The following is an 18,986-nucleotide window of genomic DNA, read 5'->3' on the forward strand; positions in this document are numbered from 1 at the left end:
CATCCTCGAAACCCCGCCGAACTACCGGGCAAGCGGCAGCACGTCTCAGTACGTGCTGCGCAGCCTGATCCGCAAGTAAGTCCTTACGGGCGCCTGAGGGCCGCACTCCCGGTGACGGGGGTGCGGCCCTTCGCCGTACCCCGTCACCGCAGGTCATCACCCACCCTCAGGTGGAGCACAGGATTCCCTCAGCCCTCGGGGACACGATCGGTACATGACTGGCAGCTCCGGGTCCCGAACCGGCCACGTAAGAGTGCTCATCGTCGACGACGAGCCCGCACTCAACGAAGTGCTGTCCGTCGCCGTCACCGAGGCGGGCTGGCGCCCCTATCCGGCGCTCGACGGGCGCAGCGCACTGAACACGGCGCGCGGCTGCGCACCGCACGCCGTCGTGCTCGACGGGATGCTGCCCGACCTGGACGGCCTCCAGGTGCTGCGCCGGCTGCGCCACGAGAACCCGAAGCTGCCCGTCCTCATGCTCACCGCCCGCGACGCCCTCGAACACCGCCTCGACGGCCTGGAGGCAGGCGCCGACGACTACGTCACCAAGCCCTTCTCCCTGGAAGAGGTCGTGCTGCGGCTGCGCGGACTGCTGCGCCGGGCCGCGTCCCGGGACGGCACCACCGACGACTCCGTCCATGTGCTCGGCGACCTCGTCATGACCGGGGACACCCGCGAGGTGCGCCGGGCCGGTGTGCCCGTCCAGCTCACCGCGAAGGAGTTCGACCTGCTCGGCCTGCTGCTCGGCCATCCACGCCAGGTGCTCAGCAAGGCGCAGATCCTCGACCACGTCTGGAGCAGCTCCTTCGACGGCGGCGGCAATCTCGTCGAGGTCTACATCTCCAGTCTGCGCAGGAAGATCGACAAGGGACGGGCACCGATGATCCACACCGTGCGCGGCCTCGGCTACGCCATCAGGGCCGCGGAGGACGGGAGATGAGCCGCCGGCCGAACGCGAGGTCGCGCACCCGGTCCATCCGTACCCGCCTGCTCGTCTTCGTCACCGCCACCCTGGTCGTCGTCTGTGTCGCCATGGGCCTGATCACCACGCTCTTCCAGCACGCCTATCTGATGGGCACCATGGACGACCGCGTCCTCGACACCGCCGAACGCGCCCTGGGAGGAGCCTCGTTGCACCGAGAGATCGAGGACGATCTGACGTTCCTGAGAGAGACCGGGCAGCCCGCCGGAATGCTCGCCGCCCGGCTCGACGAGGACGGCGCCATCGTCTCCGCTGCCGTCGTCGTCCAGGACGCCCCCACCCAGAGCCTCGGCACCGGCCAGCGTGCCGCCCTGGCCGGGATCGGGGCCGACGGCGCGATGCACACCCGGACCGTGCCCGGCCTCGGCACCTATCGGGTCACCGTCCTCGAGGACGGAGGCGTCCGGGTCCTCGCCGGCCTGCCCATGGACGACGTCCAGGACATGATCAGCGGACTCGTGATGATCGAGACGGGCGTCGCGGTGGCCGGGCTCGCCGCCGCCGGCTGCGTCTGCGCGGTGGTCATACGACGCCAACTGCGCCCCCTCGGCCGGGTCGCCGCCACCGCCGCCGAGGTCTCCCGCGCCCCGCTCGGACACGGCGAGGTCACCGGCCTGACCCGGGTGCCGGAACGGGACACCGACCCCGACAGCGAGGCCGGCCAGGTCGGCGCCGCGCTCAACCATCTGCTCGACCACGTGGAGTCCTCCCTGGCCGAACGGCAGCGCAGCGAGGAGCGGATGCGGCGGTTCCTGGCCGACGCCAGCCACGAACTCCGTACGCCCCTCGCCTCGATCGCCGGATACGCCGAGCTGATGAACCGGGGCACCGACCGGATCGAGCCGGTGCTGGCCTGGCGCCGGGTCTCGGCGGAGTCGGCACGGATGACGGGTCTGGTGGAGGACCTGCTCCTGCTCGCCCGCCTCGACGAGGGCCGCCCTCTTCAGTCCCGCGAGGTCGACCTGGCGGCGCTGGTCGCGGAGGCGGTGTGGGACGCGCGGGCGGCAGCCGGCGGTCACGACTGGCAGCTCGAACTGAGCCTGGATACACCGGTGTTGGTCACCGGCGACGAGGCCCGCCTGCACCAGGTGGTGGCCAACCTGCTGTCCAACGCGAGGATGCACACGCCGCGTGGCACGAGGGTGGTGGCGTCGGTGGAGTCGACGGACGAGCGCTGCGTGATCCGAGTCCGGGACGACGGCCCGGGCATACCGCCCGCCCTCCTCCCCACGGTCTTCGAACGCTTCACCCGAGCGGACACGTCCCGTTCCCGCGCCGACGCCAAGTCCGGTGGCTCCGGCCTCGGTCTGGCCATCGCGGCAGCGATCACGGGCGCCCACGGCGGCCGCATCCGGGTGGACAGTACCCCGGGCCGCACGGAGTTCACGATCGAACTTCCGACGGCTGTGGCAGCCGGGCTGGAGGAGTGGACGGTGCCAGGAAAACCTGCGTCGGTGTGACCCACCCGGGGGCGCGGAGCCGCACTCTGCCGCGGTGTTCGGCCCACGCGGCGCCGAGGTGAGGGCCTGGGCGGGCCGCTCGCCTGGCGGACTCACCGCCCAGCTCCACCGGAGTGCGTACTGCACCCAGTCAGAAGGCCCGCGCCCGCGGATCGGACCGGGCAGACCGCGCACGAAGCCTGACCGCCTCGCCGCCGACAGGGCTTACGGCAACCGCCCCTGCGCGCATGGCCTGCGGTTCCCGAAGTGTGGCTGGAAGCGATCTCGCAGAAGTACGCCTGTCTCACGCCGACGGTCAATTCCCGGGACCTCTACCAGGACGGACCGTCGCGGGACCACACGGTTCACGTGCAGGCCCGGGACCGGACCGGCGAGCAGATCGCCCGCGTCCACTGGCTCGCCGCTCAAGTGGGCGGCCGGTTCACCGGGAGGGTGGAGTTGGCGCCGCTGTAACGACCAAGGACCGTCAACTGTTTACAGTCGCCCCGGTTCGCGCTACCTTCCGCAACACGTGGGGTGGGAGCGCTCCCATACTGACGGACCGGAACCCGCCCGTATGCCGCCCCCACCCCACGGCTATCTCACACACCCGCAACGGCCCGTACCTCAAGGAACGGACTGCTCCGTCATGATCCTGACAAAGTTATCGAGGGTGACCCGCGCCAGAGCCCTCTTCCTGGTCCTCGTCTCCCTGCTCGCCACCATCCCCGCCCTCAGTCTCGTCCTCACCGCCGGCGGCAGGGCCGAGGCCCACGGCACCCCGATGAAGCCCGCCAGCCGCACCTTCCTGTGCTGGCAGGACGGGCTGACCGACACCGGTGAGATCAAGCCGGTCAACCCGGCCTGCAAGAACGCGCAGGCGGTCAGCGGCACCACACCGTTCTACAACTGGTTCTCCGTGCTCCGCTCTGACGGCGCCGGCCGCACCCGCGGCTTCGTGCCGGACGGCGAGCTGTGCAGCGGCGGCAACACCAACTTCACCGGCTTCAACGCCGCCCGCGACGACTGGCCGCTCACCCACCTCACGTCGGGCAAGACGGTCGACTTCTCCTACAACGCCTGGGCCGCCCACCCGGGTTGGTTCTACGTCTACGTCACCAAGGACGGCTTCGACCCGAAGAAGACGCTCACCTGGGACGACATGGAGGCCCAGCCGTTCCTGAGCGTCGACCACCCGCCGCTCAACGGCAGCCCGGGCACGGTCGAGGCCAACTACTCCTGGACGGGGCAGCTTCCGGCGAACAAGTCCGGCCGCCACATCATCTACATGGTCTGGCAGCGTTCGGACAGCGCGGAGACCTTCTACTCCTGCTCCGACGTCGTCTTCGACGGCGGCAACGGCGAGGTCACCGGCATCCACGAGCCGGGCAACCCGACCGAACCGGTGCCCGGCACCTGCACCGCCACCCGTAGGACCACGGGCACCTGGAGCGGCGGCTACCAGTCCGAGGTGACCGTCACCAACTCCGGCGACGTCCCGATGCTGGGCTGGATGGTCGACTGGGCCCTGCCTGCCGGCCAGAAGGTCGACAGTCTCTGGAACGGCAACGCCACCTACACCGGCCAGGACGTGATGGTCCACAACGCCAACTGGAACGGCTCGCTCAGTCCGGGGCAGAGTACGACGTTCGGCTACGTCGTCACCGGTTCCGGAGGCGACACGGCCACGACGCTTCCCTGTCGGGTCGGCTGAGTCACCGTCGGAACGCGCTCGGATCCTCCGCTCAGGGCGGACCCGGTGGCTGTGCGCCACCGGGTCCGCGAGCCGGGCCGGCGCAGGGGGGTGGTGGCCGGCACGGATGATGCATGGCTTGTGACGACGCGACGCGCGACAACGTTGTCGAGTGGTCTGTACATGACTCTACCGCCTCAACGGACAACGATGTCAAATAAGTTGGGGCAATCGGCTGGACCCGGCCGGGTGAACCCCCCGCGCGTTCCTTCGGCCGTGCGCGGTCTTCCGTGATACGCGTGGCGCACGTTACTGTCCCAGCGGCTTGTGCGACCTGTGGTGCGCGACCCGTCCGAAGGAGGAGGGGCCGCGTCATGCGTTTCCGTCCCACGTCCCTGCTGCTGGCTGCTGTACTCGCGGTCACCGGTGCCACCCCCGCCCTCGCGGCCACAGCCGCACCCCCCGGTCTCATCGGCGACCCGACCGCCTACGTGAACCCGCTCATCGGCACGGAGAACGGCGGCAACGTCTTCCCCGGCGCCGTCACCCCCTTCGGCATGTTCTCCCTCAGCCCCGAGAACACCCGCGGCGACGCCACCCGGACCGCGGCTCCCGGCGGTTATCTGTACGGCGCCACCCGCGTCCGCGGCTTCAGCCTCACCCACATGTCCGGCACGGGCTGCGCGGGTGGCAGCGGCGACATCCCGCTCCTCCCGTTCGCCGGCGAGGTCACCTCGTCCCCGGCGAGTGACACCAAGGACGCGGTGTACGCGGCCGACTTCAGCCACGCCGACGAGACCGCTGAGCCCGGCCACTACAAGGTGGGCCTCGCCTCCGGCGTCACCGCCGACCTCACCGCCACCGCCCGCACCGGATCGGCCCGCTTCACCTACCCCGCCGACAAGCCGGCCTCGCTGCTGTTCCGAACCGCCAACTCCGAGGTGGGCTCCACCGCGTCGACGGTCGAGATCGACCCGACGACCCGGACGGTCTCCGGCTCGGTCACCTCCGGCAACTTCTGCGGCTACCTCGACCCCGAAGGCCAACGCGCCTACTACACCGTTCACTTCACCGCCCACTTCGACCGCCCCTTCACGGCCACGGGTACCTGGCAGGACGACAGGCTCAGCCCCGGCTCGCTGGAGGCGTCCGGCGGCACGGGCGGCTTCTCGCAGGGCGGGCGTCCCGTGGCGGGCAAGGGGGCGGGCGGATACGTCCGGTTCGCGCCCGGCACCGAGCAGGTAGGCGTCAAGATCGGCATCTCGTACGTCAGCCGGGCGGGCGCCGAGGCCAACCTCGCCGCCGAGAACCCGCCCCGGCGCTCCTTCGACTCGGTGCGCGACGCGGCCCGCCGCGCCTGGCGCGACCGGCTCCGGGCGATCCGGGTAGGCGGCGGCACCGACGAGGACCGCACCACCTTCTACACCGCGCTCTACCACGCCCTCCTCCACCCCAACGTCATCAGCGACGCCGACGGCAGATACCGGGGGAGCGACGACGAGGTGCACCGCGTCGCCCGCGGGCACCGCGCCCAGTACGGCACCTTCTCCGGTTGGGACGTCTACCGCAGCCAGGTGCAACTGCTGACCCTGCTCGACCCGCGCACCGGCTCTGACGTGGCGCAGTCCCTGTACGAACTGGCCCGGCAGAACGGCGGCGTGTGGGACCGCTGGCTGCATGGCGCGAGCGGCACCCACGTCATGAACGGCGACCCCTCACCCATCGCCCTGGCCGGCATCCACGCCTTCGGCGGCACCGACTTCGACCTGCGCGGCGCACTGGACTCACTCGTCGAGGCGGCCACGGTTCCGACGGCACAGGACCTTTCGTCGGCGGGGAAGCCGGTGCTGTCCGTCGGTCAACGCCCCTCCCTCGACAAGTACCTGAAACTGCACTACATGCCGTCCGTCTCCAACGCCTGGGGCGGCGCCGCCGAGACCCTGGAGATGTCCGGCGCCGACTTCGCGCTCTCTCAACTGGCCCGCTCAGCAGGGGAGAAGGGCACTGCCGCGGCCTTCGCCAAGAGATCCCAGTGGTGGCAGAACAACTTCAACATCGCCGCCGACCCGAGCGGCGGTTACCTCGCCAACCGCAAGGCGGACGGCAGCTGGGTCACCGGTTTCACCCCGGCCACCGGCAACGGCTTCGTCGAGGGGACCGCGGCCCAGTACACCTGGATGGTCCAGCACGACCCGGCGGGCCTGTTCGCCGCGATGGGCGGCCGCGACAAGGCTCTCGCCCGCCTGGACACCTTCTTCCACGACGACAAGGGCGACTGGGCCTTCACGGGCAACGGCGGCGAGAAGTCCGAGCTGGACAACGAGCCGTCGACCAACGTCCCCTACCTGTACGCCTACGCGGGCGCCCCGTACAAGACACAGCAGACCGTCCGCGCCGCCATGCGGCAGCTCTGGTCGACCCGGCCGGGCGGCATCCCCGGCAACGACGACCTCGGCGCGATGTCCGCCTGGTACGTCTTCTCCGCGCTCGGCATGTATCCCCAGGTGCCGTCCCGGTCCGAACTGGTCCTCGCCTCACCGATGTTCCCGCGCATCGAGATCACCCGGCCCTCCGGAAACAACATCTCCGTACACGCGGAGGGCGCAGCCGCCGACGCGCCGTACGTCCACGGCCTGAAGGTCAACGGCCGCACGAGCCAAGCCCCTTGGCTGCCCGCCTCCTTCGTGCGGGACGGCGGCCGACTGGACTACACGCTGTCCACCGAGCCCGATCCCGCCTGGGGAGCGGACGCGGCCCCGCCGTCGTTCCGCGAGGGAGAGCAGCCGTACCAGATCGGCGTCGGCCCGACCACGGCGACGATCGCGCCGGGCGGCAGCACGAAGGTCGGCGTCCGCGCGCTGGCGCTGAGCGGCGACGGCACCGGCCCGCAGGTCCGCTTCCATGTCGAGGCACCCGGGGGCATCACGGCAACCCCGAGCGAGGGCACGGTGGCCGACGGCTCCCAGGAGATCACCCTGAGCTCCGCCGAGGGCACCGAGCAGGGCTTCTACGACGTCACGATCGCCGTCACCTCGGACGACACCGCGTACGAGCAACCCGTGTCCCTCACGGTTGCCGCACCCGGGACCCTACTCGCCGCCTACGACAGCACCGGAATCTCGGACGACTCCGGCGACCACGCCGAGGCCGACTACGACGGTGGCGGCTGGAGCTACTCCCGTCAGGCACTGGCGGCCGCGGGGCTCACCCCGGGCGCGCGGGGCACGGTGAACGGCCTGACGTTCACCTGGCCGAACTCGCCGGGCGGCCGGCCCGACAACGCCACTGCATCCGGCCAGACCGTGCAACTCAGCTCACCGACCGACCAGTTGTCCTTCGTCGGCAGTGCCGTCAACGGCAACCAGCAGAGCCGGGCCACGGTCACCTACACCGACGGCAGCACCGACACGATCGAGCTCGCCTTCACCGACTGGACGGTCGGCGGCGGGGGCGGCACCGTCCAGTACGGCAACGAGGTGGTCGCCCGCGCCGCCTATCGCAACGTCGCGGGAGCGGACCGGGACCCGGTGGCGACGTACGTCTTCGCCACGAAGCCGTTCAAGGCACCGGAAGGCAAGAGCATCGCCGGAGTGAAGCTGCCGGACGACACGGACCTGCACGTGTTCACCCTGGCTGTGAGCTGACCGGGCCGGGGCCCAAAGCCTCGGCCAGCCAGTCGAGTTGGCGTCGCACCTGCACCGCGTCGCCTCCCTCGTGGCCGTTGTAGGGATAGGCGTGGATCTCCTTGCGGGGGTCCACGCCGGTCAGCTCGCCGTAGCGGTTGAAGGCCGCGTACGCCCCGCTCGGCGGGCACACCGTGTCGCGCAGGCCGACCCCGAAGTGGGCCGGGGCGGCGGCGCGCCGTGCGAAGGAGACGCCCTCCATGTACGCGAGGGTGCGGTACGCGGCCTCCTCCAGGCCCCGGTGCACGGAGAGGTACGCGCTGATCTCGCCGTAAGGACTCGCGTCGGTCAGCTCCAGAGCCCGTCGGATACCGCACAGGAAAGGCGCGGTGACCAGGACCGCCGCCAGGTCCGGCACCAGTCCCGCGACGGCCAGCGCCAGCCCGCCGCCCTGGCTGTTGCCGACGGCCGCGACGCGGGACGCGTCCACACCCGGAAGGGCGCGCACAGCGGCCACCGCGCGCACCGCGTCCGTGATCAGCCGCCGGTAGTGGTAGTCGCGGGGGTCGGGCAGGCCGCGTGCCGCCGGTCCCGGGCCGCCCGGTGCCGAGGCGTGCGGGTCGGGGGTGGCTCCGCCGTTGCCGTACTGGTCGCCCTGCCCGCGGTTGTCCATCAGCAGATGGGCGTACCCGGCGTTCACCCAGGTCAGCCGCTCGTGCGGCAGGCCGCGCCCGCGGCCGTAACCGGCGTACTCGACGACCGCGGGCAGCGGCTCGCCCACTCCGGCCGGTCTGCTGTACCAGGCGCGCACGGGATCGCCGGCGAAGCCCCGGAACGTCACGTCCCAGGTCCGTGTCAGCCGCAGCCCGCTCTCCGCCGGGCGCACCGACACCAACACGTCGGCTTGTGCGGCCTCTTTGAGCGTGTCACGCCAGAACCCGTCGAAATCCGGGGGCTCCTGGACCTCGGGACGGTACCGCTCCAGCTCCCTCGTCGACAGGTCGAACGCAGGCACAGGGCACCTCGCATGAGTCGGTACAGACAATGAAACTTGCGGATGTCGCTGGGTCTTGGTCTCTCCGTCCTACCCCACTCCCGTCCCAGGTATCTCATGTCTGACCCATTGACAGCGCTTTCTTCGTGCCTCTAAGTTGCCGCGCAGTTACCGGTAAGAGCTCGAAAGTTTCGGTTCCGTGCCTCCGTCTGAGAGGACCGAGCATGAGCACCTCCGTCAAGTCGGCCTCTCCACCACCCGGCGTCGAGGACCCGCCCGCGGCAGTCGCCCGCCCGGCGCCGCGCAGTGGATGGCGCCGCGCCCTGCGCCGCGACTGGCAGCTGTACTCGCTGGCGGTCCTGCCGCTGCTGTTCTTCCTGGTCTTCCGCTATCTGCCGATGATCGGCAACGTGATCGCGTTCCGGCGCTTCGAGCCCGGCGGCTCGATGTTCGGCGAGGACTGGGTGGGGCTGCGCTATGTGCGCATGTTCCTCAGCGACCCGACCTTCTGGCAGGTGTTCCGCAACACCCTGTGGCTCGGCGGGCTCACGCTCGTGTTCTGCTTCCCGATCCCGATCGTCCTCGCCCTGCTGCTGAACGAGGTGCGCCGGCGCTCCCTGAAGCGGTTCGTGCAGTCGGTGTCGTACCTCCCGCACTTCCTGTCGATCGTGATCGTCGCGGGCCTCACCCTGCAGATGCTCGCCACGGACGGCCCGGTCAACCACGCCCTCGGATGGCTCGGCCACGACGAGATCCGCTTCATCCAGGAACCCGGCTGGTTCCGCACGATCTACGTCGGCTCGGAGATCTGGCAGACCGCGGGCTGGGGCACGATCCTCTACCTGGCCGCACTCACCACCATCGACGAGGACCTGTACGAGGCCGCGCGCATCGACGGAGCCAATCGCTGGCGGCAGATCTGGCACGTCACCCTGCCCGGTATCCGCCCCACCATGATCACGCTGCTGATCCTCAACGTCGGCACGTTCATGGCGGTCGGCTTCGAGAAGGTCCTGCTCCTGTACAACCCGCTGACCTACCCGACCGCCGACGTGATCTCGACGTATGTGTACCGGGCGGGCGTGGAGTCCAACAGCTTCAGCTACGCCGCCGCCATCGGGCTGTTCGAGGCGGTCATCGGCCTGGTCCTGATCACCACCGCCAACACGCTCTCGCGCCGCACAGTGGGGACCAGCCTGTGGTGAAGCCGAGCCGTTCCTACCGGGTCTTCCAGGGCGTCAACGGGGTGATCCTCACCCTCGTCGTGCTCGTGACCCTGTACCCCTTCGTGAACATCGTCGCGAGGTCGTTCAGCGGCGAGCGGCAGATCCGGGCCGGTGAAGTGACCCTGTGGCCCAAAGGGTTCAACCTCACCACATACAGGATCGTGTTCCAGGACTCGATGTTCTGGCGGAACTACGGCAACACCGTGTTCTACACCGTCGTGTCCACCGTCGTGGCCATGGTTCTGACGACCTGTTACGCCTACGTCCTGTCGAAGAAGCACCTCAGGGGGCGCGGACTGCTCGTCGGCGTCGCCGTGTTCACGATGTTCTTCACCGGCGGCCTGATCCCCAACTACATCCTGGTCACCGAGCTCGGACTGAAGAACAGCGTCTGGGCGATCGCGCTGCCCAACGCGATCAGCGTCTTCAACCTGCTGGTGATGAAGGCCTTCTTCGAGAGCCTGCCGACCGAGCTGGAGGAGGCCGCGCAGATCGACGGCCTCAGCACCTACGGCACCCTGCTCAGGATCGTGCTGCCGCTGTCCAAGGCGGTGGTGGCGACCATGGTGCTCTTCTACACGGTGTCCTTCTGGAACTCCTGGTTCAGCGCGTTCCTCTACATGGACCACTCCGACCTGATGCCGGTCACCGTCTATCTGCGCAATCTCATCGCGGGCGCCATCGGCGGCGGCAACGCGGGCGCCGGCACCGCGGAGCTCAGCCAGGTCGGCGCGAGCATCCAGGCCGTCACGATCGTGCTCACCGCGCTGCCGATCATCTGCGTGTACCCGTTCGTCCAGCGCTTCTTCGTCTCGGGCGTGATGCTCGGCGCGGTCAAGGGCTGACAGCCCGTCATCTCACTTACGGAACAAGGGAGTATCCGTGGAGAACACCGGACAGCTGTCACGGCGTCAGATCCTGGCCGCCGCAGGCTTTGTCGGACTCGCCACCCTCACCGGGTGCGGCAGCGGCGAGGACGGAGGCGACTCCAAGGACCTTTCCAAGAAGCAGAACGGCGCGATGAAGGAGTACCGGGCCGGCCAGCAGTTCAAGGCCACCAAGGCGCTGTCCTTCTCCATGCTGCACAACGACAACCCGGTCTACCCCCTCAAGAACGACTGGCTGTTCTGGAAGGAGGTCACCAAGCGCACCGGCATCACCGTCAAACCCCTCGACGTCCCGCTGGCCGACTACGAGAAGAAGCGCAGCGTCCTCATCGGCGCGGGTGACGCACCCTTTCTGATCCCGAAGACGTACCACCCCGCTGAGGTGGCGTTCGTGTCCTCCGGCGCGATCCTCCCGGTCAGCGAGTACGTCGACCTGATGCCCAACTTCCGCGACAAGGTGAGGAAGTGGCGGCTCGAGCCCGAGCTCGACTCCATCCGCCAGTCCGACGGCAAGTACTACCTGCTGCCCGGCCTGCACGAGCGGCCCAAGGCCGGCTACTCGCTGTCCTTCCGCACGGACATCCTCGACAAGCACGGACTGGCCCTGCCCACGACGTGGGACGAGGTGTACGACGTCCTCAAGGCGCTCAGGGCGGAGTACCCCGACAAATACCCCTGGACCGATCGCTGGAGCACCAACACCCCGTTCCCGTGTGGCGCGTTGTTCAGTTACCTCGGCCAGGCGTACGGCGTCAAAGCCGGGTGGTCGTACGACAACATCAGCTTCGACACCAAGGCGCAGAAGTTCGTCTTCACCGCGGCCCAGGACGCCTACCGGCAGATGATCGAGTACCTGAGAAAGATCGTCGCCGAGAAGCTGCTGGACCCCGAGAGCTTCACCCAGCAGGACGACCAGGCCATCCAGAAGCTGCTGGCCGAGAAGTCCTATGTGATCAGCGCCAATCCGCAGGAGCTGGTGCAGAACTACCGCTACAACCTGGGCAAGCAGGTCAAGGGCTCGAAGATCGAGATGGTCCCGGTGCCCCTCGGTCCGGCCGGTCCGATTCTGCTGAGCGGCATCCGGCTGGAGAACGGCGTCATGATCTCCAGCAAGGCCCTCAAGAGTGCCGACTTCGTCGCGATGATGCAGTTCGTGGACTGGCTCTGGTACTCCGACGAGGGCCAGAAGTTCTGCAAGTGGGGCGTGGAGGGCGTCACCTACACCGAGTCCGGCGGCACGTACACGCTGAAGCCCGGGATCTCACTCATGGGCTCCGACCCGGACGCCCCGAAGGACCTCCAGAAGGACTACGGCTTCTTCAACGGTGTGTTCACGTACGGCGGCAGCTGGGAGCTGGTGTCCTCCAACTTCAGTCCGGACGAGAAGAAGTTCCAGGACGTCATGTCCCAGCGCAAGGAACTGCCCGTCGACCCGGCCCACCCCCTGCAGTCCTTCGAGCAGGAACAGGCGACCCTCTGGGACACCCCGCTCAAGGACCACGCCATCCAGAACACCCTCCAGTTCGTGCTCGGCAAGCGCCCGATGTCCGAATGGGACGCGTTCGTCGCCGAGCTGAAGGCGAAGAACATGCAGCAACTCGTCGACCTGCACAACAAGGCGCACGACCGGTTCAAGAAGGAGAACGGGTGATCTTCCGCGTCCCCGCCGAGCCGTCCGGCCCCCTGTCCGACGCCTGGCGGCACTGCGTCGGTACCGGCCGGATCGAACTCGGCCTGCGCCGCGACTACCAGGACTCCCTGAAGCTGCTCCAGAGCGAGATCGGCTTCCGGTACATCCGGGGACACGGACTGCTGAGCGACGGCATGGGTGTGTACCGGCCGTACGACTGGCAGGGCACCCGCCGCGTCCGGCACTCCTTCACGTACGTCGACCAGGTCGTCGACGCCTACCTGGAACTCGGCATCCGGCCCTTCCTCGAACTCGGCTTCATGCCTAGGGAGTTGGCGTCGGGAGAGCAGACCGTGTTCTGGTGGCACGGGAACGTCACCCCGCCCCGGTCCGAGAAGGAGTGGGCCGACCTGGTCCGGGCGACCCTCACCCATCTCATCGACCGCTACGGCCTCGACGAGGTGCGCACCTGGCCCATCGAGGTGTGGAACGAGCCCAACCTGCCCGACTTCTGGCAGGGCGCGGACGAGAAGGCGTACCACCGCCTCTACGAGGTGACAGCCGGTGTGGTGAAGGACGTGGACCCGGAACTCCAGGTCGGCGGCCCCGCGATCTCACCGGCCGCGGACGAGTGGCTGGACCGCTTTGCCGAGTTCGCCGCACAACGCGACGTCCCGGTCGACTTCGTGTCGAAGCACGCCTACACCTCGGGCCCCGCCCAGCACGTCCCCTTCGGCACCCACCAGACCCTGGCACCGGCCCAGGACCTCCTGGACCAGTTCGCCACGCCCCGGGAGCGACTCAAGGGCACCGGGCTGGCCGCACTCCCGGTCCACATCACGGAGTTCAACTCCTCCTACCGCTCCGACAACCCGGTCCACGACACGGCCTTCCACGCGGCGTACCTGGCACCGGTCCTCGCCCGCGGCGGCGACCACGCGGACTCCTTCTCGTACTGGACCTTCAGCGACATGTTCGAGGAGGAAGGGCCCCCCACGGCTCTCTTCCACGGCGGCTTCGGTCTGCTCACCCACCGACAGGTGAAGAAGCCGACGTACCACCTGTACGCCTTCATGGCCCGCATGGGCCCCGACCTCCTCACCCGGGGTGCCGACCACCTGGTCACCCGGCACCCCGACGGCCGGGTGACCGTCCTCGCCTGGGCGCCGGTCGACGCGAGCGGGCAGACTCCCGGACCGTCCCGGCACCGGCTGCGCCTGTCCGTGCCGGTGCGGGGCGCGCGGGAGGCGTTCGTACGGCGGTCCGTGGTCGACGAGGAGCACGGCAACGCCCGCACGGCCTGGCAGCGGATGGGCAGCCCGCGCTCACCCGGCCCGTACCAGCTCGACGTACTCCACGAGGCCGCCGAGCCCGGCCGGCAGCACCTGCGGCTGCCGGTGGAGGACGACCGGACCGTACTGGACCTGACCCTGGCCCGCCACGAGATCACGCTCGTGGAGGTGACCCCGGTCGTGGAGGAGGCACCGGAGTGGTGGGACGAACGCCGACTGCTCGGGGCGGGGCCCCGGTGAGCGGAATGAGCCGAGCGCGGGCGGCGGCCGCTCGCCCCAGTACGGGGTCCCAAGCCGCCCCGGCCGCCGACCGACCCGGTCCCGCGCCGGTGAGCCGCGCGGGAGGGTCAGGACTGCGGCCGCCCGGTGTCCCTGCCACCGCCCCGGGGCCCGGCGTCACATCCACGGTGGTCGACGACCGGCCCGGCACCGCCGCACGTCGCGCTCCCGCCGGGCAGGGGCCGTCTGCCGCCGCGCCGGGGCCCGGCGCCACCTCCACGGTGGTCGACGACCGACCCGGCACCGCCCCACGCCTCTCACCCGCCAGGCAGCGGCCGCCGGTGAACCGTGAACCCCCCGCCTCCCACCCCGCCCACTCCGCCGCTCCCTCCTTCGGCACCGGCTCCCTCTCCCGCGCCGCCGCCCTCGTCCACACCCTCGTCACCGTCGAGGCCCTGCTCCTCGTCGCCGCCTCCCCGGGCCTCGCGGGGCTGCTCCTGCTGGGCCCCGCTCCCGCCAACCTCCCCCTGGCCGCCGTGTGCCTGCTGCCCCTCGGCCCGGCGACGGCCGCCGCCCTGTACGCCCTCCAGCACCGCGACCGCGACCTCACCGAGCTCCACCCGGCCCGTGCCTACTGGCGCGGCTGGCGCCTCAACGCCGTCCCCTCCCTGAAGCTGTGGGCACCCCTGCTGGCCTGGCTCACGGTCATCGCCTTCACCCTGACCCACTTCACCGCCACGGGCCTGCCCGGCTGGTGGGCGGTGCTGCTCGCGGCGATCGGCGCCGGCTCCCTGCTCTGGGGCGCGCACGCGCTGGTCCTCACCGCCCTGTTCGCCTTCCGGGCGAGGGACACCGCACGCCTGGCCGGTCACTTCCTGTTCCGGCACGGCAGCGCCACCCTCGGCGCCGCCTCGCTGCTCGTCCTGACCGCCGCCGGGACCGCCGTGCTGACCGAGGCCCTGCCCGCGCTGCTGGCCGCCCCGCTGCTGCTGTCCCTGCTGCACAGCAGCCGTCCGGTGATCGCCGAGACCCAGGAGGACTTCACCGCATGAGCCCGTCGAGCTCCAAGATCCCCTACGGCGGGGACTACAACCCCGAGCAGTGGCCACAGGAGATCTGGGACGCGGACCACCGGCTGTTCACCCGGGCCGGCATCGACACCCTCACCGTGGGCGTCTTCTCCTGGTCGCTCACCCAACCCGCCGAGGACACCTACGACTTCACGGTCCTGGATCGCGTCCTCGACCGGGCGGCGGCCGAGGGCCGACAGGTCTGTCTGGCCACCGGCACCGCAGCCCTGCCGCCCTGGCTGGCCAAGGCGTACCCCGAGGTGAACCGCACCGACTTCGAGGGCCGCCGGCACCGCTACGGCCAGCGCCACAACTTCTGCCCCAGCTCACCGGCGTACCGCGAACTCGCCACCGCGATGGCGGCACGGCTCGCCCAGCGGTACGCGCGGCACCCGGCGTTGCTCGCGTGGCACCTCAACAACGAGTACGGCGGCGTCTGTTACTGCGACCTGTGTGCCGACGCGTTCCGCGACTGGCTGCGGGACAGGTACGTCACCCTCGACGCCCTCAACGACGCCTGGTGGACGACCTTCTGGTCGCACCGCTACACGTCCTTCGAGGAGATCGAGCCGCCCAACGCCCTCACCGAGCACTGGCGGGGCCCGGACCACACCGCCTTCCAGGGCGTCACGCTCGACTACTTCCGCTTCACCACCGACGCGCTGCTCGGTTGCTTCCTGGCCGAGAAGGAGGTGATCCGCGCCCATGATCCGGTCACCCCCGTCACGACCAACTTCATGGGCATGTTTCGCCCCCTCGACTACCACCGCTGGGCACCCCACCTCGACTTCGCGTCCTGGGACAGCTACCCGCCCCTGGACGCCCCGCCGACCTGGCCCGCCCTGGCCCACGACCTGATGCGCGGCCTCAAGGACGGAGCCCCCTTCTGGCTCATGGAGCAGACCCCGTCCACGACAGCCTGCCGTGACGTCAACGCCCTGCGCAGGCCGGGGGAGTTGCGCCTGGCCACCTTCCAGGCGATCGCCCACGGCGCCGACGCGGCCCTCTACTTCCAGATGCGTGCCTCCCGGGGAGCCTGCGAGAAGTACCACGGGGCGGTCATCGGCCACGCGGGCCGCGACGACACCCGGGTGTTCCGGGAAGTGGCCGCACTGGGCGCAGAGTTGGAGACGCTCGGCGACGCGACCCTCGGCGCCCGCACGCCCGCCCGCACCGCCCTGCTCTTCGACTGGGACAGCTGGTGGGCCCTGGAGATCTCCGACGGCCCCTCGCGGCTGGTGAAGTACCAGGAGGTGGTCCACGCCTACTACCGCGCCGCCCGCGAGGCCGGCGCCGACGTGGACGTCGTCCCGCACACCGCCGACCTCACCCCGTACGACGTGGTCCTCGCCCCCGCCCTGCACATGGTCAAGGGAGACCTCGCCGCCCGCCTCGAAGCGGTGGCGGAACGCGGCGGCACGGTCCTGGCCACCTTCCTCTCCGGCCGCGTCGACGAACACGACCGGGCCTTCCTCACCGACGTCCCCGGCCCCCTCGCCCCGCTCATGGGCATCCGGATCGACGAATGGGACTCCCGCCGGGCGGAGTTCGCCCAGCCGATCCCGGAGCTCGCGTCAGAAGGACGGCTCGTCTTCGAGATCGTGCAGCCCCGGGGTGCCGAGACGGTCGCCACCTACGGCTCCGACTTCTACGCGGGGACCCCCGCCGTCACCCGCAACGCCTACGGGCGGGGCGAGGGCTGGTACGTCGCCACCGCCCTCGACCAGCCGGGCGTCGACCAGGTGGTCCGCCGCGTCCTGACCCGCCACGACCTCATCGGCCCGTACGCCGGCCACGAGGGCCTGGAGACGGCCGCCCGGGTCACCCCCGACGGCACCCGTCTGCTCTTCCTCCTCAACCACTCGCCACAGCCGGCCGGGCTGACGGCCCACACGGCCGCGACCGACCTGCTCACGGGCAAGAAGGTGGAGGCGGGCGACCCTCTCACCCTCGCCCCGCTGGGCGTCGCCGTACTCCGCGCTCAGTAGATCGTCCGCCCCCGCTCGTCCGCCACCCCCGACTTCCGGAAGAAGTAGCTGTTGATCTGATCGCGCCACTCGCGGGCGCTGCGCAGCTGCTCCTCGAACCGCTCCGCCACCCGTGCGTGGCGCGCCGGGTCCACGAGGTCCACCAGCGAGGTCCACCGCTCCCGGGCCGCCTCGACCTCCGCCACGCCCTCGAAGTGCGTGTCGTAGATGTGCTGGATCACCGTCTTGCCGCTGCGCAGCATGTGCCCGTACGACACGTGGTGGAAGAACAGCAGCAGCTCGTCGGGGCACGAGAGAGGCGATTCGTACACGTCGGCCCAGGGTTTCGCGTACTGCCCCGCGTACCCGGTCCCGCTCGCCACGCTCCGGTCGACACCGACGCCGTCGCGATCGGCGAAGTGATAGGTGCCCCAGGGGCTGTATTCGTAGCCGTCGACGCTCGGCCCGTAGTGGTGCCCCGGCTGGACCATGAACCCCACGCCGAGGGGAGCGGTGTACTTCTCGTACGTCCGCCACGAGCCGTCCAGGATCGAGCGCAGCCCCGCCGCGAGCCCGGGCTCCGGCCCGAAGGTGAGCCGGATCCACTCGTCGAGGACGTGATGCGGGTCGGCGTCCGGATCCCAGGCCAGCCGGCCGAAGGTGTACAGGTTCGCCTGAGCCAGCGGATGACCCGTCCAGAACGGATCGTCCCCGACGTTCGCGACCGCGACGAGCCCGCCGCGCGCCAGCGAGCCCACCGAGGACTCCCCGTCGATCCCGAACCGCAGCACCTCGCTCCACATCGGCCCCAGCCAGCACACGTGCCGCTGCTGCCCGGTGTACTCCTGCGTCGCCTGCAGCTCCACGGCCAGCCGGGTGCCCGGCATCGCCCCGATCAGCGGGGAGACCGGCTCGCGCACCTGGAAGTCCATCGGCCCGTGCTTGACCTGGAGGACGGCGTTGTCGGCGAACTCCCCGTCCAGCGGCACGAAATGGTCGTACGCGGCCCGCGCCCGGTCCGTCGAGCGGTCCCGCCAGTCCTGGTGGTGGTTGTAGACGAAGGCCCGCCAGTGGACCGTACCGCCGTGCGGTGCGAGCGCGGCGGCGAGCATGTTCGCGCCGTCCGCGTGACTGCGTCCGTACGCGAACGGGCCCGGCTGTCCCTCGGAGTCGGCCTTCACCACGAACCCGCCGAAGTCGGGGATCGCCGCGTACACCCGGGCGGTCGCCTCGGCCCACCAGCCCCGCACCGACTCGTCCAGCGGATCCGCGCTCGCCGACCCGCCCAGCACGACCGGCGCGGCGAAGGTGACCGACAGATGCGTCCGGATGCCGTACGGCCGCAACGCGCCCGCGAGGTCCGCGACTTCACCGATCCGGTCGGTCAGCAGCCGTGCCTCGGTCGCGTGCACGTTGACGTTGTTGACGGCCACGGCGTTGATCCCGCAGGCCGCCAGCAGCCTGCCGTAGGCCCGCACCCGCTCCAGGTCCCCACGCGCCCGCCCGTCCTCCCAGAACAGCGACCCGCCGGCGTACCCGCGCTCCACCTGCCCCATGACCGGATGCACGGCCACGTTGTCCCAGTGGTCGAGCATCCGCAGCGCCGACGTGGGCCGATACGTGGCGCGTCGAGCGTCCTCGAGGAACGCCGTCTCACCGAGCCGTACGACATGGAAGAACCCGTACAGCAGCCCGCGCGCGCCGGACGCGGTGACGGTCGTACACCCGTCACCGCGCCCGTACACGAACCCCTCGGTGCCGTCGTCGCCGTCCAGCTCCAACACCAGGTCGTACGGCCCGGATTCGCGCGAGACGCTCCCTCCGAACCGCTCGCAGGCCCTGGCCACCTCCCCGTGCACCGTGTCCACCAGCGGACCCGAGCCACGGATCAGTGTCCGCCGGGTGCCGATCGGCCGGAACGCCCGGTCCGGCAGCCAGGCCGGATCGACACCCTGCATGAGACC

Annotated in this window: 13 protein-coding genes; 11 read left to right on the plus strand and 2 right to left on the minus strand. The window is 70.3% G+C overall.

Annotation, left to right across the window (positions count from 1 at the left end; all coding sequences use genetic code 11):
• Nucleotides 1–214 precede the first annotated feature (214 nt).
• From BFN33_RS22210 to BFN33_RS22230, 5 genes are all read left to right on the plus strand, one after another.
• A complete protein-coding gene (locus BFN33_RS22210; protein ID WP_069761815.1) occupies nucleotides 215–940 on the plus strand; it encodes a response regulator transcription factor in 726 nt (241 codons plus the stop codon).
• Complete coding sequence (locus BFN33_RS22215) at nucleotides 937–2,442, plus strand: cell wall metabolism sensor histidine kinase WalK (RefSeq protein WP_069761816.1); 1,506 nt, start codon at nucleotides 937–939, stop codon at nucleotides 2,440–2,442. The genes BFN33_RS22210 and BFN33_RS22215 overlap by 4 nt, the downstream gene beginning before the upstream one ends.
• A gap of 246 nt (nucleotides 2,443–2,688) precedes the next feature.
• Nucleotides 2,689–2,895 (plus strand): hypothetical protein, encoded by a 207-nt coding sequence (locus BFN33_RS22220; RefSeq protein WP_069761817.1) that lies wholly within the window; start codon nucleotides 2,689–2,691, stop codon nucleotides 2,893–2,895.
• A gap of 175 nt (nucleotides 2,896–3,070) precedes the next feature.
• Entirely contained in the window at nucleotides 3,071–4,135 is a 1,065-nt protein-coding gene (locus tag BFN33_RS22225) for a lytic polysaccharide monooxygenase (protein WP_176742437.1), read from the plus strand.
• Nucleotides 4,136–4,488: 353 nt separating this feature from the next.
• On the plus strand, nucleotides 4,489–7,758 hold the full coding sequence (locus BFN33_RS22230; protein ID WP_069761819.1) for a GH92 family glycosyl hydrolase: 3,270 nt from the start codon (nucleotides 4,489–4,491) through the stop codon (nucleotides 7,756–7,758).
• On the opposite strand, the gene BFN33_RS22235 is transcribed toward BFN33_RS22230, so the two are convergent.
• Complete coding sequence (locus BFN33_RS22235; protein ID WP_069761820.1) at nucleotides 7,739–8,752, minus strand: acetylxylan esterase; 1,014 nt, start codon at nucleotides 8,750–8,752, stop codon at nucleotides 7,739–7,741. The genes BFN33_RS22230 and BFN33_RS22235 overlap by 20 nt on opposite strands.
• 203 nt (nucleotides 8,753–8,955) lie before the next feature.
• Here BFN33_RS22235 and BFN33_RS22240 point away from each other — a divergent pair, with 203 nt between their 5' ends.
• The 6 genes from BFN33_RS22240 (at nucleotide 8,956) to BFN33_RS22265 (ending at nucleotide 17,043) form a co-directional block, all read left to right on the plus strand.
• Entirely contained in the window at nucleotides 8,956–9,936 is a 981-nt protein-coding gene (locus BFN33_RS22240; RefSeq protein WP_069761821.1) for a sugar ABC transporter permease, read from the plus strand.
• Nucleotides 9,930–10,802 carry a carbohydrate ABC transporter permease gene (locus BFN33_RS22245; RefSeq protein ID WP_069761822.1) on the plus strand — a complete coding sequence of 291 codons (873 nt, stop codon included), beginning with the start codon at nucleotides 9,930–9,932 and terminating at the stop codon, nucleotides 10,800–10,802. The genes BFN33_RS22240 and BFN33_RS22245 overlap by 7 nt, the downstream gene beginning before the upstream one ends.
• Before the next feature lie 37 nt (nucleotides 10,803–10,839).
• The gene (locus BFN33_RS22250; protein WP_069761823.1) at nucleotides 10,840–12,495 is read left to right on the plus strand and encodes an extracellular solute-binding protein; all 1,656 of its coding nucleotides are present in this window, start codon (nucleotides 10,840–10,842) and stop codon (nucleotides 12,493–12,495) included.
• Complete coding sequence (locus BFN33_RS22255; protein WP_069761911.1) at nucleotides 12,495–14,006, plus strand: xylan 1,4-beta-xylosidase; 1,512 nt, start codon at nucleotides 12,495–12,497, stop codon at nucleotides 14,004–14,006. Before BFN33_RS22250 ends, BFN33_RS22255 begins: the two co-directional genes overlap by 1 nt.
• Nucleotides 14,007–14,326: 320 nt before the next feature.
• Complete coding sequence (locus BFN33_RS22260; protein ID WP_069761912.1) at nucleotides 14,327–15,037, plus strand: DUF624 domain-containing protein; 711 nt, start codon at nucleotides 14,327–14,329, stop codon at nucleotides 15,035–15,037.
• Nucleotides 15,034–17,043 carry a beta-galactosidase gene (locus BFN33_RS22265; RefSeq protein WP_069761824.1) on the plus strand — a complete coding sequence of 670 codons (2,010 nt, stop codon included), beginning with the start codon at nucleotides 15,034–15,036 and terminating at the stop codon, nucleotides 17,041–17,043. Before BFN33_RS22260 ends, BFN33_RS22265 begins: the two co-directional genes overlap by 4 nt.
• Here the strand turns inward: BFN33_RS22265 and BFN33_RS22270 are convergent.
• The gene (locus BFN33_RS22270; protein ID WP_069761825.1) at nucleotides 17,037–18,980 is read right to left on the minus strand and encodes an alpha-glucuronidase; all 1,944 of its coding nucleotides are present in this window, start codon (nucleotides 18,978–18,980) and stop codon (nucleotides 17,037–17,039) included. The two genes, BFN33_RS22265 and BFN33_RS22270, sit on opposite strands and share 7 nt — an antisense overlap.
• Nucleotides 18,981–18,986: the final 6 nt, after the last annotated feature.

Origin of the sequence: Streptomyces sp. LUP47B (assembly GCF_001746295.1) — a bacterium.
Lineage (GTDB): Bacteria > Actinomycetota > Actinomycetes > Streptomycetales > Streptomycetaceae > Streptomyces.

Excerpts from the sequence above, each read along its gene's own strand:
- BFN33_RS22210 (WP_069761815.1), top strand. The coding sequence starts at position 215 with ATGACTGGCAGCTCCGGGTCCCGAACCGGCCACGTAAGAGTGCTCATC.
- BFN33_RS22215 (WP_069761816.1), top strand. The coding sequence starts at position 937 with ATGAGCCGCCGGCCGAACGCGAGGTCGCGCACCCGGTCCATCCGTACC.
- BFN33_RS22225 (WP_176742437.1), top strand. The coding sequence starts at position 3,071 with ATGATCCTGACAAAGTTATCGAGGGTGACCCGCGCCAGAGCCCTCTTC.
- BFN33_RS22230 (WP_069761819.1), top strand. The coding sequence starts at position 4,489 with ATGCGTTTCCGTCCCACGTCCCTGCTGCTGGCTGCTGTACTCGCGGTC.
- BFN33_RS22240 (WP_069761821.1), top strand. The coding sequence starts at position 8,956 with ATGAGCACCTCCGTCAAGTCGGCCTCTCCACCACCCGGCGTCGAGGAC.
- BFN33_RS22265 (WP_069761824.1), top strand. The coding sequence starts at position 15,034 with ATGAGCCCGTCGAGCTCCAAGATCCCCTACGGCGGGGACTACAACCCC.
- BFN33_RS22270 (WP_069761825.1), bottom strand. The coding sequence starts at position 18,980 with ATGCAGGGTGTCGATCCGGCCTGGCTGCCGGACCGGGCGTTCCGGCCG.